Origin of the sequence: Pantoea sp. App145 (genome assembly GCF_047947045.1) — a bacterium.
Lineage (GTDB): Bacteria > Pseudomonadota > Gammaproteobacteria > Enterobacterales > Enterobacteriaceae > Pantoea.
The window spans coordinates 3,519,161-3,534,541 of record NZ_CP133290.1; the positions used below are offsets into that span (position 1 = coordinate 3,519,161).

Below are 15,381 nucleotides of genomic sequence, written 5' to 3' on the forward strand. Positions count from 1 at the left end.
TTTTCATGTGACGCATGATCGAATTCGCTATCACATGAGTTGTTAGAATTATCACATTCTCTGGCGGGGGTAATCCGTCAGGCTGATCACTGGAGAGTACCATGACTGATATCACCGCTGCGGCGCAGCGCGCGCTGCAACTGATGGATTTGACCACGCTGAATGATGACGACACCGACGAAAAAGTGATTGCCCTGTGTCATCAGGCGAAATCCCCTGCAGGTAACACTGCCGCGATTTGTATCTATCCCCGTTTTATCCCGGTGGCGCGCAAAGCGCTGCGTGAGCAAGGCACGCCGGAGATCCGTATCGCCACGGTGACCAACTTCCCGCATGGCAACGACGATCTGGCAATTGCTCTGGCGGAAACCCGTGCAGCGATCGCTTACGGGGCAGACGAGGTCGATGTGGTGTTCCCGTATCGTGCGCTGATGGCGGGTAACCGTCAGATCGGTTTTGATCTGGTGAAGGCGTGTAAAGACGTCTGCGACGAAGCGGGCGTGTTGCTGAAAGTGATCATCGAAAGTGGTGAACTGAAGGATCCCGCGTTGATCCGTGCGGCCTCCGAGATTGCTATCGATGCCGGAGCCGACTTTATCAAAACGTCCACCGGTAAGGTGCCTGTCAACGCCACGCCAGAAACAGCAGCGATCATGCTGAGCGTGATCCGCGATAAAGGCGTGCAGCAGCAGGTCGGCTTCAAACCGGCGGGCGGGGTGCGTAGCGCTGAAGACGCAGCACATTATCTGCAACTGGCCGACGATATTCTTGGCGCAGGTTGGGCAGATGCGCGTCATTTCCGCTTTGGTGCGTCCAGCCTGCTGGCGAGCCTGCTCAACACCCTGGGCCATGCCACCACGGCAGGTAAAGCCGGGTACTGATTATTCATTTCTGCGATTCGTAGCGGCGCGATTTATCGCGCGCTTTTCTGCCGGGGAGGCGACCTTGTTCCTGCCACAAGAAATTATTCGCAAAAAACGCGATGGCCACGAGCTGAGTGAGGCGGAAATCCGCTTTTTTATCAACGGGGTGCGAGATAACAGCGTTTCAGAAGGGCAAATCGCCGCGTTGGCGATGACCATCTGGTTCCACGACATGACGCTGGCCGAACGTGTCGCCCTGACCATGGCGATGCGCGATTCCGGTACAGTGCTGAACTGGCAGGCACTCAACCTGAACGGGCCGATTGTTGATAAGCACTCTACCGGTGGCGTGGGCGATGTTACCTCGCTGATGCTTGGCCCAATGATCGCCGCCTGTGGCGGTTACGTGCCGATGATCTCCGGCCGTGGCCTCGGCCATACCGGCGGTACGCTGGATAAACTGGAAGCGATCCCTGGTTTTGACATCTTCCCGAGCGACGATCGTTTTCGCGAGATCATCAAACAAAACGGTGTAGCGATCATCGGCCAGACCAACTCGCTGGCACCGGCGGACAAGCGTTTTTACGCCACACGCGATATCACCGCCACCGTTGATTCGATCCCGCTGATCACCGCTTCGATCCTGGCGAAAAAGCTGGCGGAAGGGCTGGATGCGCTGGTGATGGACGTTAAAGTCGGCAGCGGGGCCTTTATGCCGACCTTCGAAGCCTCGGAACAACTGGCGCAGGCAATTGTCGGCGTTGCCAATGGCGCTGGGTGCAAAACCACCGCGTTGCTGACTGACATGAATCAGGTACTGGCGTCCACTGCCGGTAATGCGCTGGAAGTGCGCGAGGCGGTGCAATTCCTCACCGGTGAAGCGCGTAATCCCCGTCTGCTGGAAGTGACACTGGCGTTATGTAGCGACATGTTGATCTCCGGTGGGCTGGCGGCTAACGAGGCTGAAGCCCGGCAACAGCTGCTGCGGGTACTGGATAACGGCCAGGCGGCAGAGGTCTTTGGTCGCATGGTGGCGGCACAGAAAGGCCCGACCGATTTTATCGCCCGCATGGATCACTATCTGCCTGCGGCGATGCTGAGCAAAGCGGTGTATGCCGATCGTCCGGGAATCGTCAGCGCCATGGATACCCGCGCTCTCGGTATGGCAGTAGTGGCGCTTGGCGGCGGACGTCAGCGCGCCAGTGACAACATTGATTACAGCGTCGGCCTGAGCGAGATGATTACTCTCGGTACGCCTGTCGATGCGCAGCGCCCGCTGGCGGTGATCCATGCTGCGTCGGAAGCGCAGTGGCAGCAGGCGGCACAGGCGGTGAAAGCGGCCATCACCCTCAGCGATAAAGCCCCGGCAGAGACACCGGTGGTGTATCGCCGCATCAGCGAATAGTTGCGCCCGGTGCGTGCCAGGCAATAGCCGTTCGGGTATACTGATCTGATCGCTTTTTTTTGACTTGTCATCGCGCAGTTGCGCAGGAGACTTGCATGAAACGTGCTTTTATTATGGTTCTCGACTCCTTTGGGATCGGCTCCAGCAAAGACGCCGCTAAGTTCGGCGATGAAGGATCGGATACGCTCGGCCATATCGCCGAAGCGTGCTTCGAAGGCCGGGCCAATGAAGGCCGCACAGGGCCGCTACACTTACCAAACCTCACGGCACTTGGGCTGGGCAAAGCCGCTGAACTCTCAACCGGGCGTTTCCCGCCGGGGTTGGACGCCAGCGCAGAGATTATCGGGGCTTATGCTTACGCCAGCGAACTCTCATCCGGTAAAGATACGCCGTCGGGCCACTGGGAAATTGCCGGTGTGCCGGTGTTATTTGACTGGGGTTACTTCACCGATAAAGAGAACAGCTTCCCGCAGGAATTGCTGGATAAACTGGTGCAGCGAGCTGATCTGCCCGGTTACCTCGGCAACTGCCACTCGTCCGGTACGGTGATTCTTGACCAGCTCGGCGAGGAGCATATGAAAACCGGCAAGCCGATTTTCTATACCTCTGCGGATTCAGTGTTCCAGATTGCCTGTCACGAAGAGACTTTCGGCCTCGAACGTCTGTACGCGTTGTGTGAAATCGCCCGCGAAGAACTGACCGAAGGCGGCTACAACATTGGCCGTGTGATTGCGCGTCCGTTTGTGGGCGACAAAGCCGGTCACTTCGAGCGTACCGGTAACCGTCACGATCTCGCCGTGGAGCCGCCGTCAGCGACGATGCTGAAAAAGCTGGTGGACGAGAAGGGCGGTGAAGTGATTTCTGTCGGTAAAATCGCGGATATCTACGCACAGCAGGGCATCACGCAAAAAGTGAAAGCCACCGGGCTGGATGCGCTGTTTGATGCCACCATCGAGCAGATGAAAAAAGCGCCGGATCAGTCGATTGTGTTCACCAACTTCGTCGATTTTGACTCTACCTGGGGCCATCGTCGTGATATCGCCGGTTACGCCGGTGGGCTGGAGTTGTTCGACCGCCGTTTGCCGGAGCTGATGGCGCAGGTGAAGGAGGATGATATTCTGATCCTCACCGCCGACCACGGCTGTGACCCTAGCTGGCAGGGCACCGAACATACGCGTGAGCACATTCCGGTACTGATTTACGGACCGAAGGTGAAACCTGGCTCCCTTGGCTATCGCGACACCTTTGCCGATATCGGCCAGACAATCGCGCATTATTTCGGCCTGTCCAGCATGGACTACGGCAAAAGCATGCTGTAAAACAGCGACCAATTTTTAATAAGGAAAATAACGATGGCAACGCCTCATATTAATGCAGAAATGGGTGATTTCGCGGACGTGGTTCTGATGCCGGGCGATCCGCTGCGTGCGAAGCACATTGCAGAAACCTTCCTCGAAAATGCGGTTGAAGTGAACAACGTACGCGGCATGCTGGGCTACACCGGAACCTACAAAGGTCGCAAAATTTCGGTGATGGGGCACGGTATGGGCATCCCTTCCTGCTCGATCTACACCAAAGAATTGATCACCGATTTTGGCGTGAAGAAAATCATCCGTGTTGGCTCCTGCGGTGCGGTGCGTGCGGACGTGAAACTGCGTGATGTGGTGATTGGTATGGGTGCCTGCACCGATTCCAAAGTGAACCGGATGCGTTTCAAAGATCACGATTTCGCGGCGATTGCGGATTTCGATATGGTGCGTAACGCAGTCGATGCGGCCAAAGCGCTCGGTGTGGACGCGCGCGTGGGTAACATCTTCTCTGCTGACCTGTTCTACACGCCGGACCCGCAAATGTTCGACGTGATGGAAAAGTACGGCATCCTCGGTGTTGAGATGGAAGCGGCGGGTATCTACGGCGTGGCTGCGGAGTTTGGTGCCAAAGCGCTGGCGATCTGTACTGTGTCGGATCATATCCGTACTCACGAGCAGACCACCGCCGCTGAGCGTCAGACCACCTTTAACGATATGATCAAGATCGCGCTGGAATCGGTGTTGCTGGGGGATTAATTTCCCGCTGAACATCGCTTATACCGTAACGGTGTGATTTATCGCGCCGTTACGGAAAACATCTGACACACTTTTACCCAGGCTTGTGCATCTTCCTGCTGGCTCTGACGCTATCTCTCCCTATCATTAGCGGGATAACGAAGAGACTAAGCCCCCCTGATGAATTTCCGTAATTTCGAAGCCGAAGAAAAACTGTTTATTCGCCGCGCGATCGTGGCTTTTACCCTGGTAGTGATTTGTTTCACTATTCTTGGCGTTAACCTCTACCGTATCCAGGTTGAGCAGCATAGCTATTACCAGACGCGATCCAACGAAAACGACATCAAAATGATCCCCATCGCACCGACGCGTGGCTTGATCTACGATCGCAACGGTATTCCGCTGGTGCGCAATGTCACCTGGTACGACATCCTGCTGACACCGTACAAAATCGACGATATGAAGGCGACCATCGCCGAACTGACGCCGATCGTTGATTTAACCCCGGAAGAGATCGACACTTTCTGGAAGAACCTCAAGCAAAACAGCCGCTATAAACCGGTGGTGCTGAAGGAAGAGCTCACCGATGAGCAGGTCGCCCGTTTCTCGGTTAACCAGTTCAAATTCACCGGCGTCAGCATTGATACCTATCAGGATCGTGAGTACCCCTATGGGGCCGATCTGGCGCACGTCGTGGGTTACGTTTCGAAAATCAACGATAACGATTTCAAACGCCTGAACGAAGAGGGTGTGGGCGAGAACTACGCCGCTGACCACAATATCGGTAAGCAGGGCATTGAAGGCTATTACGAATCGGTGCTGCACGGTAAAACCGGTTATCAGGAAGTGGAAGTCGATAACCATGGCCGCATCGTGCGGGTCTTGAAAGAAGTGCCGCCGGTGGCTGGAAAGAATATCTATCTGACCCTCGATCTGCACCTGCAACAGTACGTTGAAAGCCAGCTGGTGGGCCAGCGCGCGGCGGTGCTGATTGAAGATCCGCACGATGGTAGCGTGCTGGCGATGGTTTCCAGCCCCAGCTATGATCCCAACCCGTTTGTAAAAGGCATCAGCTATCAGGCGTATAAAACCCTGTTGCAGGATAAGAACCTGCCGCTGATTAACCGCGTGACCCAGGGGCTGTATCCGCCGGCCTCAACCGTGAAGCCTTATATGGCGATGTCGGCGTTGCTGACCGGGGTGATCACACCACAAACCACCTTCTTTGGCGCACCGACCTGGACGCTGCCCGGTACCGACCGCAAATACCGTGACTGGAAAAAAAGTGGTCACGGCATGCTGGATGTGACACGCGCGATTGAGGAATCCGCCGACACCTTCTTCTATCAGGTGGCGTTTATGATGGGCATCGACCGTATCCATCATATGCTCAGCCAGTTTGGCTACGGCAAACCCACCGGCATCGATTTGAACGAAGAGTACGCCGGATTACTGCCCAGCCGCGAATGGAAACAGAAGGTGCATAAAAAGGGCTGGTATCAGGGCGATACCGTTTCGGTGGGCATTGGTCAGGGTTACTGGATTGCCACACCGATTCAGATGGTGAAAGCGCTGGTGGCGCTGATCAACAATGGTCGGGTCATCAATCCGCATCTGCTGGAGAAAGTGCAGCTCGGCACCCTACAGCAACCGTATCAGCCCAAAGAACCGCAGCCGCAAATTGGCGATCCGAAATCGCCGTACTGGTCGCTGGTGCGTCATGCGATGTTTGGCATGGCGAATGCGCCAAACGGTACCGGCTACAAATACTTCCACACCGCACCGTATGGCATTGCGGCGAAAAGTGGTACTTCACAGGTGTTTAGCCTCAAGCAGAACCAGACTTATAACGCGAAGATGATTCCAGTCCGCCTGCGCGACCATATCTTCTATACCGCCTTTGCGCCGTTTAACGATCCTAAAGTGGCGGTGGCGTTGATTCTGGAGAACGGGGGCAATGAAGGGATTACCGCTGCGCCAGTGATGCGCAACATTCTCGACCATATCTTCCTGCCGCCACCAGCCGTACCACTGGAAACGGCCAATAACGCCAACGCGCCAGCGGCGCACTAACGAAAGAACACCCGGTTACGGCCGTGGTGTTTGGCGTCATACAGGGCGGCGTCGGCGTTGTTGTAGAGGGTTTCGAAATCGGAACCCGGCTTGCCATAGCTGACGCCGAGGCTGGCGGTCACCAGCTGGCCGGGCAGTATTGCCAGCGGCGAGGCATTGAGCGAGGCGTGAATTGCGCCCGCCACAATTACGGCGTCGGACAGCCGGAAAAAGGGCAGCAGCACGGTGAACTCTTCGCCACCGATACGGCCAATACTGGCTTCCGCCGGGCAGTGCGCTTGCACGCGCGACACCAGTTCGCAAATCACTTTATCGCCCATCGGATGACCGAACTCATCGTTGATCTTCTTGAAGTGGTCGATATCGAGAATAATCAGCGCTGCCGGGCCACTGGTCAGCGTATGGGTAATGCGTTGAATAATGGCGCTGCGGTTCCACACCGCCGTCAGCGGGTCATGGGTGGCTTTATATTCCAGCTCCTGCGCCAGCCGGTTGAGCTGTTCATTGACGCGGTTCAGTTCGCGTTCTGCGCGGTCACTGCGCGAAATCAACCGATAGGTATCGCGCATCAGACGTTGATAATGGCGATTAAGCCTCAGCAGCGCATCGCGATAGTCCTCGGCGCTGAGTGAGGTCTGAGCCGCCACATCCTGTGAGCGATTAAGCACTTCGCTCTCTTCGCGGAACAGCTCATTGAGGTCCATCATGAGGGCATTTCCGCCTGCAATTGCACTTGCAGTTCGGTGAAGTCCAGCGCCAGTTCCTGACCAAATTCCTCAGAAACATCATCTTCCGCATCATAGAACCAGTTCAGCTCCACCGTCTGCCCATCCTGCGCCAGCTGGTTGAACAAATCGAACAGGCTGAACAGCATCTTGGTGCTGGAGCTGTTGAAGTAGCGCAGGGCGATATTGACCGTAAGCTGGCCCTGGCTATCCGGGGTCCAGCTTTCCAGTGCATCCAGCAGCGGGCGATAAAAGGCGGCGGCATTCTCCGGCCAGGATTCACCGCGCAGGGAAAACAGGCGATCGGCAAAATTGAAGTCAACGTCGGGGGTGCTGTCTGTCGCAGCGATAACAAGGTTTTGCATAACAACATCAATCCTGGTGAATGGTAGCTTTCAGCCAAAACGTCGCGAAATCGCTGGTCTCCAGCGGACGCAATTCATACTCCAGCGGTTCGCTGACATCACGTGCCAGCGTCAGTAAACCAATATTTGCCCCTTTGCTGGTGGCAGGGCTTTCACTGCGCAGACCCACCCGATACGCCTGTTTGATCTCTTCGTCACTCATGGCGCGCAGCATATCGAGCCAGTAACGCAACTGGTCGCAGGCGGCCTGATCGACCAGATTGCTGCTCTCCAGCACGTAGTTGTCGCCATCTACGCGCAGACAAACGGTGCCAAAGCGGAAATCCTGTTCTTCATGGCTCAGGGCGCGACTGTCCTGTGAGTAACGCAAAATGTTCTGCACAATCTCGACAAAGCTGGAAAACAGGCGACGACGCACCTTTACCGGTGCCTGCTGGTTTTCGAGAAAGACTTTAATCACCTCGCCCATCGCCGTGATGTTCTGTGGCGAAAAAAAACCGGTGTAATGCAGTGCCACCTGGTCCGGCGATGCGACGCTGGCGTGCGACTCGTGATTCATGATGTTTACGACTCGGTTAATAACGGAAGCCAAACCAGGTGACGTCATCGCGTCGCGGCTGGTTGCCTTGCCAGTGGAGAAAATCCTGCTGAAATGCCAAAGAAAGTTCGCTCATCGGCAGAGTCTGATAGTGGCTCACCAGGGCCTGAATACGTTTTTTGCCAAACATAATCTGCCGTTCACCACCGGGCTGGTCGGTGACGCCATCGGTCATCACCAGCAGCATGTCGCCTTGTATCAGCGTGCGCTGATGTTCTGTCCAGACATAATCCAGCGGCGTATCGGTATAGCCCACGCCGGTGCGGTCAGCGGCCAGGGTTTCGGCAGCCTCGGTGGCGGGTTGCAATAAGGCATGCATACGCGCGCTGGCCCAGCTGAGTTGATGCTGCTGCGTATCCAGCCGCAATGCGATGGCATCACAACCGTCATTCGAATGGGAAGTCTGCTGTGAGGCGTTGAGCTGCCCCAGGGTCTGCTTGATATGCCGGTTTAACGCCTGTAACAGCTCAGACGGTGAACGGCGGTTTTGTTGCAGGGCATTTTCCAGCGCCGATTGCACAATCACCGTCATAAAGGCTCCGGGAATGCCGTGGCCGGTGCAATCAGCTATCAGTGCCAGCCAGCCCTGCTCATCCTGATGAAAAGCGTAATAGTCGCCACCGACGCCATCGCGCGGTTGCCAGTGCAGGCACCAGTCATCCAGCTGTAAAGCCATTTGCTGGGTGGAGTGTTCGAGCATGGCATCCTGAATGACGCGCGCGTAATCGATGCTTTGTAGGATCTGCTGATGCTGCTGTGCCTGTAAATCCGACACGGTGCGAATTAAATCAATGCCGAGACCAATGCCAATATAGTTGCCCGCTTCGGTGAGGATAAAACCATCGGTCACCGACTTATCACCACTCGCCACCACCTGCTGCGCGACCTGATCGAGCGGGGTATCGGCATCGATTACCAGCGGGTGTTTATCCATAAAGGCGATACAGCTTTTCCGATCATACAACTCGCGGAAGAAGGGACGCGTCATTTGCGACAGGAAAATGTGGCGGTTGATCATGCCGAAGGGACGACCCTCTTCGACCACTGGCAGGCCAATCAGGTCTTTGTGTTCGGTAAACAGCGTCATCACGGCGAGGTTATCGCTGGCAGGGGTGACGAACGGCACCGCAATGCAAAGCGAACGTGCGCGGTAACGGCTCGACAGTGCGGCAAGGCCAGCGCGTAAATCGGGCAGCTGCATAGCGGAAGTCTGGCATGAATTAAGATTAATCTTAGGGTACGCGAGCGCTGTGACACTTTTATGTCAGCGTGATGGCAGACTGGGTTTGACGCAGTAAATTTATGGCCTGAAATGCCGAAAATGCGCGATTTTTTATCCGATTGCTGTAAAAGACGGCAGTCAGTCGCATTTCACCGAAAAGCGTTTGACGGTGCGGGCTGGTTAGGGTTTAATGCGCCCCGTTGCCCGAATAGCTCAGTCGGTAGAGCAGGGGATTGAAAATCCCCGTGTCCCTGGTTCGATTCCGGGTTCGGGCACCAAAATTCAGAAAACCCAGCCTTATGGCTGGGTTTTTGCGTTTTATCGTCCATTCATAATTCCTGTTTGCGTTACTTATTCTGGATCACAGCCTAATGGTGGGGCGCTGGCGGATACCTTACCGCTGTACGTCAGGCTGCCTTCCGATGCCAGGTGCATTACCGCATCTTTGCCGCTACCGGTTATCAGCACCAGACGCCCCAGCTCCAGGTTGTTCCATTGCGCTTTTGTGCCGGAATTGATATCCCCGGTTGCCACAAACCACAGCTCCACTGGCACCTTCACTGTTTTATTGACGGTGTCTATGGTTACTCCTTCCCCTTTCAGGCTCAGGGTTTTGCCGCCTTTGCCGGTCAGGCGATAGCCAATGCCAGGCGCACCAGTTTCATACACCTCGCGATAAGTGTTGGTGCTGGGTTGCGGCAGGATGAGGGATTTGGTGGTAGTAATACTAAATGACCGGCTCATCGTTTTATCTGCAACGGAAAGCTGCAGGCCGGAAGGGGCATCATTACCCGTGTAGGTAAGCGTGATGCTGGTAGAGGCGGGGGTTTTGACCAAATCGTAGCCCCCCTTTGGGATGTTGTTGTCGGCTAACAGATATATGTCGCCGGTGATATTGCCACCAGAGGCAGTCGCACTTTTCAGTGTCGGAACGTAATGAACCGTACCGCCCTGGAACACAGGACGCTCCGTATATAAATACCCGGTACCTGGTGCGTTTGATGCTCTGAATTCGGCCTTATAATTGAAGAAGCCAGCAAAAAATTGCTTTCCGGTTGGCAAATCATAGATTCCATTTTGCTTCATATAATCCAGTAAATAGTGACTACCATGGTAATCAGCGTTAAAAAGCTGGAATACAATAGGAATATGGGCGACATAATAACCGCCTTCTTTTTGGTACTTTGATACGTATTTTTCAGAAAATAAATTAATCTCATCTCGATCGACTGAGTTTATGTGGCCACTTTCCTCTCCGGTTTTCAGGTAAAAAAATCGCGGTGTGGCGGGCAGAAAATCACTAAGTTTCGACCGTGATGATAACTCTTCGCTAGTCAGGCCATAACTAAAGAAGTCAACGCCATAAAGGTTATATTTAGCATAATCGTTGTCTGCATAAAGAACGATTTCTGATGTTATGGCAGGCGTAATGGTGCCAATCGGCAGGTCAGGGTTTATCCAGATATCCTGATCAATAGATATCGTCGCACCAGGGCGATCTGCACCCATCGCCGCCTGCGTCAGTAGCGTCAATATCAGCAATCCCCATAGAGAGAGGAAAGAATGTTTTTTCATGGTTGCTCCTTCATGGCTGAGTTGGCACAAAAAGGGGTATTTGTACAATCTGAAGACACCATATCGAGTATCAGGCAGGTCAGATAAAAAAGAGGAGCACGAGTGTGAATTCTATTATTGGAAGGAAACAGGGTAACTTGCTGTTGCTTATGCAGTATTGATTATTAATGATGGCGCGAAAAATCGCGCCATGACAAAACATCACAGTTTCACAGCACCGGCGACCACAAATCGTAATTCAGCGCAAAACCATTCCCTTCCCGAACCACCTTACCGGTAGTGGGCAGATTGAAGTGCATACCGCTGACGGCAAGATTATCGCTGGCCGCGCGATCCAGCAGTTTGCCGCGGATTTGCGCCGCTGCTACCGGGTCGCTGTCGAAGGCGATGGTGACTTCCGGCTGTGTGACCTGGATATGCGGGAAATGCACGATGTCGCCCCAGATCAGCAGCGAGTCGTGTTCGTCACCCAGCAGATAGCCGGTATGACCGGGGGTATGACCAAACAACGGCACCGCCTGGATACCTGGCAGAATGGCTTCTTCACGGAACGGTACCAGCTGCTGGCCGTACGCGTTAAACGCATTTTTCGCCAGTTCAAAGTAGGGGCGGAAGCCATCGGGGGCGCTGGCCGCAATAGTTTCATCGCGCCAGAATGCCAGTTCCTTCTCATGAATAAAAAGCTGCTGCACGTTGCGGAACAGCGGAGTCTGCAACGGACCGGCCAGCCCGCCGATATGATCGGGGTGGCAATGGGTCAGCAAAATGGTGTCAATCTGCAACGGGTCAATGCCTGCCGCCGCCAGTGCCACCGGTAATCGTCCACCCCAGCCCTTAATTCCTCCGGCACCGCTGTCGATCAGAATGGTGCGATCCGCTGTCTGCACCACGTAAACGTTAATGTTAATCCGTGGGGCGATCGGCGCGCCACGGCGCTGCAACAAGGCTTCGGCGCGCGAACCGTCAATGCCTGACAGCAGCTCAAAGGAAACGTCCAGAAAGCCATCGCTCAGCATGGTGACGGTCATGTCACCGATTTTTTTACGATTGATGGCAGGTGCCTGCCAGCCGGGTTGAAAAGTCATATGCTGCTCCATTTACGCTATCGTGACGACAATTTTGCCCACCTGACCATTGGATTCCATATAACGCTGCGCGTCGGCAATCTGGTCGAGCGGGAAGGTTTTATCAATAACCGGATGCAGCTGGCCGGAACGCAGCCCCGCAGTCACAAAGGCTTTTGCCCGTGCCATTTTTTCTGCATCGGTGGTGATTTCGAAGAGTTCATAGCCCCGCAGGGTCAGATGCTTGCCGAGAATATCAAACACCGGCACCTGTAAATCGCGGCTATCCAGCGCGCCATACTGGAAATAGAGGCCGTTTTTCGCCATCACACGCGTCAGCCTGGCAACATCAGGCCCACCCACTGGGTCGAACACAATATTGATGCCCTGATAAGCGCTGGCGTGATTAATCGCTTCTTCCATCTCCTGTTCGTCGGTGGCGATCACGGCGGCGGCTCCCGCCTGCATCAGCAGCTCCCGTTTTTCGCTGGTGCGGGTCAGGGCGATGGGGATCGCTCCCACCATATTGGCGATCTGAATCGCTGCCAGCCCTACGCTGCTGGAGGCGGCGCGGATCACTACATGCTCACCGGCTTTGAGGTTGCCATATTCGATCAGCGCGCCAAACGCGGTGACATACATCATCCAGCTGGCCGCCGCTGCCTTGAAGGAAAGATTTTCCGGATGTTTAACCACGGCGTGAACCGGCGCGTTGACGACCTCGCCATACATGGCGTACTGGTTAAACATAAATGAGGGGATGACGCTGACTTTATCTCCCAGGGCGAAATCCGTAACGTCGCTACCCACCGCCGCCACGATGCCCGCAGCTTCATAGCCAAGGCGTGCCGGAAACTCAGGTTCAATAACGTACTGACCGGTGCGGTACATGATTTCGGCGCGGTTCAGACCGATGGCCTGTACCCGAATCTGAACTTCGCCTGCGGCCGGAGCCGCGACGTTAACATCAACAATTTCCAGCACTTCGGGGCCGCCAGTGCGGTTGAAAACAACAACTTTAGTCATGTGCAGATCTCTTCAGGTAATCGGGCGACATGCCAGATTCATCTGTTTACAGACTACGTTGTTAACGTCGGGCGAAAAATAAACGCCGGGGAACTTCAGTGTTACTGATGCAGTAACAATGGTGGCGCATTTAATGCGGATGCTGGCTAAAAACCTCACTGAACCAGTCAATAAACACGCGTACCTTAGGGGCAAGATAGCGCCGGTCCGGGTAGAGCACCGACACCGGTTTGGCGACCGGAGGATAATCGGTTAACACCTCCACCAGACGCCCGGCCTGGATATGCGGCGCCAGGGCGTTCCGGGTCGCCTGAATGATGCCGAGACCCGCCAGCCCGCACGACAGCAAAACATCTGAGTTATCCACCAGCACGCTACTGCCCGCCCGGCGTGCAACCATCACGCCATCCACATAAAACTTCCAGTCCATCACTTCGCGGCTATGTTCACTGAAAAAGTTAACTGCCTGATGGCTCAACAGATCGTCTGGCGTGGCGGGGATGCCGTGTTTTTCGATATAGGCGGGTGCGGCGCAGGTGACCATGCGGATGTCGCCTAAGCGGCGCGAGATAAAGCTGGAGTCGGCTAAATCACCGATCCTGACCAGGCAATCCACCCCTTCGGCGATCAGGTCGGTCTTTTTGTCGGACGACAGCAGTACCACCTCAATATCCGGGTAAAGCGCCCTGAATGCGGCGAGGTTGGGGATCAGCAGGCAGTGCGCCAGCGACAGCGGCACATCCAGCAATAAACGGCCACGTGGCGGCAGGGTGGGCGAGAAGCTGGCCATCATCTCGCCCATTTCGGCCATTAATTGCCTGGCGCGCTGGTAGAACGCGTCCCCTTCAGCGGTCACGCTCAGTTTGCGCGTGGTGCGGTGAATGAGTTTGGCACCCAGTTCGTCCTCCAGTTGCTGAATCGCCTTGCTGACTGCCGGGCGATGCAGCTGGAGTACATCGGCAGCTTTGGTAAAGCTGCCCTGCTCAACCACCTGGATGAAGATGTCCATATACTCAAACATATTCGCACGCATGTTATCGGGTTATCCAATGAGTGTCCGGTCCGGATAACTGAGATTGACCGCGCGCGGCATGGATGTCCACCTGCTTTTGCGTGCCTGAAACGTAACGGCTTTGCAGACCGGTCACGGCGGCGATGTGGATCGAGGCCAGACGGATGTGGCTCAGTGGTGCTTCCGGTAATCCACTGATGATCCCGGCACTGTGCGCGCCGCTGGCATGCAGATTCTCAATCGTCACATCGTGAATTCTCGGCGTGGTCGCCGTCAGTGGCTGTGCGGCAATCGGGCTGATGCTGTCAGCCGAGTAACCGCCGTTGCCGCCATAGCTGTCGGTGATCACCAGAGGGGTTTTGACATTTTCCATGGTGACATCGCGCATCATAATCGGGCCAATATTCGCGCCGCGATCGCGGCCGGATTTAATGCGAACCCCATTTTCGGTGCCGTTGAAATCCAGATCGTGCAGGGTGACCTTACCAATACCGTTGATGGTTTCACTGCCAATTGAGATGCCGTGTCCATCTTCAGACTGAATATGGTCAATGGTGATATCGCTGCTTGTCGCATTATCCGTACGTTTTGCCAGCCCGGATTTAATCGATATATCGTCGTCACCGGTGGAGATATTCAGCTGATGCAGCCTGACTGCGTGCGAAGAAATCACATCGACACCGTCGGTATTGGGTGAATCGGGTGGATTGGTGATGGTGCTGTTGGCGACGTCAATATTCTTACTGTCGCGTATTACCAGGTTCCACATCGGTGAGTTTTCAATGCCAACATGGGCAATTTTCCCCTGTGTCACATGGGAAAATTCAATCAGCCACGGGCGGGGCATACCATTGGCGGGGGGAATACCCGGATAATGTTGGGTAAACCAGGCAGTATCGCCTTGTTTCAGATGGTTGCGTGCGGTGGTAGCCAGTGACCATTGTTGCTCGCCCTGGCCGTCAATCACGCCTGGCCCGGTAATGGCGACATTGCTGGCATCCTTCGCCAGAATAAAGGCTTCGCCATAACTGGCGGGTTGCGAAATAAAACCCGGTCTGAACAGATTCCCCTGATAACTGGCCGCTAACCGGCTTCCTGCCGCCAGATATAACTCCACATTATCCTTCAATAATAACGGGCCGCTGTGCCATACCCCGGCAGAAAGCACCACTTTGCCCCCGCCTGACTGCGAACAATGATCAATCGCCTGCTGAATGGCCTGGGTTGCGTTATCAGCATGCTGGGGCTGGCAGAGTCGCACCGCAGCCTCTGTGCCGAATGAGAAGAGAATGCTTAAACATACGGGCATAACGGATAATTTTATTTTCATGGCTGCGCTGTGGAGTGAGTCAGGGAAATATCAGGAAGGGAATAAAATAGAACGTTGAATATTTTCAAAAAGTTATTC

General features: G+C 54.9%; 14 protein-coding genes and 1 tRNA gene. 6 read left to right on the top strand and 9 right to left on the bottom strand.

Going from position 1 to position 15,381, the window contains the following annotated elements; genetic code table 11:
* The first annotated feature begins 101 nt into the window (after window positions 1–101).
* The 5 genes from deoC to mrdA all read left to right on the top strand — a co-directional run bounded on the left by deoC (window position 102) and on the right by mrdA (window position 6,386).
* Window positions 102–881: a deoxyribose-phosphate aldolase gene (deoC, locus tag RCF31_RS16300; RefSeq protein WP_416411698.1), complete on the top strand. Its 780-nt coding sequence runs from the start codon at window positions 102–104 to the stop codon at window positions 879–881.
* A 64-nt stretch (window positions 882–945) separates the two neighbouring features.
* A complete protein-coding gene (deoA, locus tag RCF31_RS16305) occupies window positions 946–2,268 on the top strand; it encodes a thymidine phosphorylase (protein WP_416411699.1) in 1,323 nt (440 codons plus the stop codon).
* A gap of 95 nt (window positions 2,269–2,363) precedes the next feature.
* Window positions 2,364–3,587 (top strand): phosphopentomutase, encoded by a 1,224-nt coding sequence (deoB, locus tag RCF31_RS16310; protein ID WP_299459660.1) that lies wholly within the window; start codon window positions 2,364–2,366, stop codon window positions 3,585–3,587.
* 33 nt (window positions 3,588–3,620) lie between these two features.
* Complete coding sequence (gene deoD / locus RCF31_RS16315; RefSeq protein WP_139810955.1) at window positions 3,621–4,334, top strand: purine-nucleoside phosphorylase; 714 nt, start codon at window positions 3,621–3,623, stop codon at window positions 4,332–4,334.
* A gap of 159 nt (window positions 4,335–4,493) precedes the next feature.
* Entirely contained in the window at window positions 4,494–6,386 is a 1,893-nt protein-coding gene (gene mrdA / locus RCF31_RS16320) for a penicillin-binding protein 2 (protein ID WP_299459666.1), read from the top strand.
* Here the strand turns inward: mrdA and RCF31_RS16325 are convergent.
* Genes RCF31_RS16325 through RCF31_RS16340 form a run of 4 tightly spaced genes read right to left on the bottom strand, consistent with a single transcriptional unit; the run spans window position 6,383 to window position 9,275 of the window.
* Window positions 6,383–7,093 carry a GGDEF domain-containing protein gene (locus RCF31_RS16325; RefSeq protein WP_299459669.1) on the bottom strand — a complete coding sequence of 237 codons (711 nt, stop codon included), beginning with the start codon at window positions 7,091–7,093 and terminating at the stop codon, window positions 6,383–6,385. The two genes, mrdA and RCF31_RS16325, sit on opposite strands and share 4 nt — an antisense overlap.
* Window positions 7,090–7,476: a DUF1987 domain-containing protein gene (locus tag RCF31_RS16330; RefSeq protein WP_416411700.1), complete on the bottom strand. Its 387-nt coding sequence runs from the start codon at window positions 7,474–7,476 to the stop codon at window positions 7,090–7,092. The genes RCF31_RS16325 and RCF31_RS16330 overlap by 4 nt, the downstream gene beginning before the upstream one ends.
* Before the next feature lie 7 nt (window positions 7,477–7,483).
* A complete protein-coding gene (locus RCF31_RS16335) occupies window positions 7,484–8,035 on the bottom strand; it encodes a SiaB family protein kinase (protein WP_299459675.1) in 552 nt (183 codons plus the stop codon).
* A 16-nt stretch (window positions 8,036–8,051) separates the two neighbouring features.
* Entirely contained in the window at window positions 8,052–9,275 is a 1,224-nt protein-coding gene (locus RCF31_RS16340; RefSeq protein ID WP_313689622.1) for a SpoIIE family protein phosphatase, read from the bottom strand.
* Window positions 9,276–9,498: 223 nt separating this feature from the next.
* On the opposite strand from RCF31_RS16340, the gene RCF31_RS16345 reads away from it, so the two are divergent.
* A tRNA-Phe gene (locus tag RCF31_RS16345) sits at window positions 9,499–9,574 on the top strand.
* 73 nt (window positions 9,575–9,647) lie between these two features.
* On the opposite strand, the gene RCF31_RS16350 is transcribed toward RCF31_RS16345, so the two are convergent.
* The 5 genes from RCF31_RS16350 to RCF31_RS16370 all read right to left on the bottom strand — a co-directional run bounded on the left by RCF31_RS16350 (window position 9,648) and on the right by RCF31_RS16370 (window position 15,234).
* Entirely contained in the window at window positions 9,648–10,871 is a 1,224-nt protein-coding gene (locus RCF31_RS16350; protein WP_416411701.1) for a hypothetical protein, read from the bottom strand.
* A gap of 209 nt (window positions 10,872–11,080) precedes the next feature.
* On the bottom strand, window positions 11,081–11,956 hold the full coding sequence (locus RCF31_RS16355; RefSeq protein WP_416411702.1) for an MBL fold metallo-hydrolase: 876 nt from the start codon (window positions 11,954–11,956) through the stop codon (window positions 11,081–11,083).
* A 12-nt stretch (window positions 11,957–11,968) separates the two neighbouring features.
* On the bottom strand, window positions 11,969–12,961 hold the full coding sequence (locus RCF31_RS16360; protein ID WP_416411703.1) for a zinc-dependent alcohol dehydrogenase family protein: 993 nt from the start codon (window positions 12,959–12,961) through the stop codon (window positions 11,969–11,971).
* 130 nt (window positions 12,962–13,091) lie between these two features.
* Window positions 13,092–13,994, bottom strand: coding sequence for a LysR substrate-binding domain-containing protein (locus RCF31_RS16365; RefSeq protein WP_416411704.1), 903 nt, complete (start codon window positions 13,992–13,994; stop codon window positions 13,092–13,094).
* A 1-nt stretch (window position 13,995) separates the two neighbouring features.
* Window positions 13,996–15,234, bottom strand: coding sequence for a glycoside hydrolase family 28 protein (locus RCF31_RS16370; protein WP_416411705.1), 1,239 nt, complete (start codon window positions 15,232–15,234; stop codon window positions 13,996–13,998).
* Window positions 15,235–15,381: the final 147 nt, after the last annotated feature.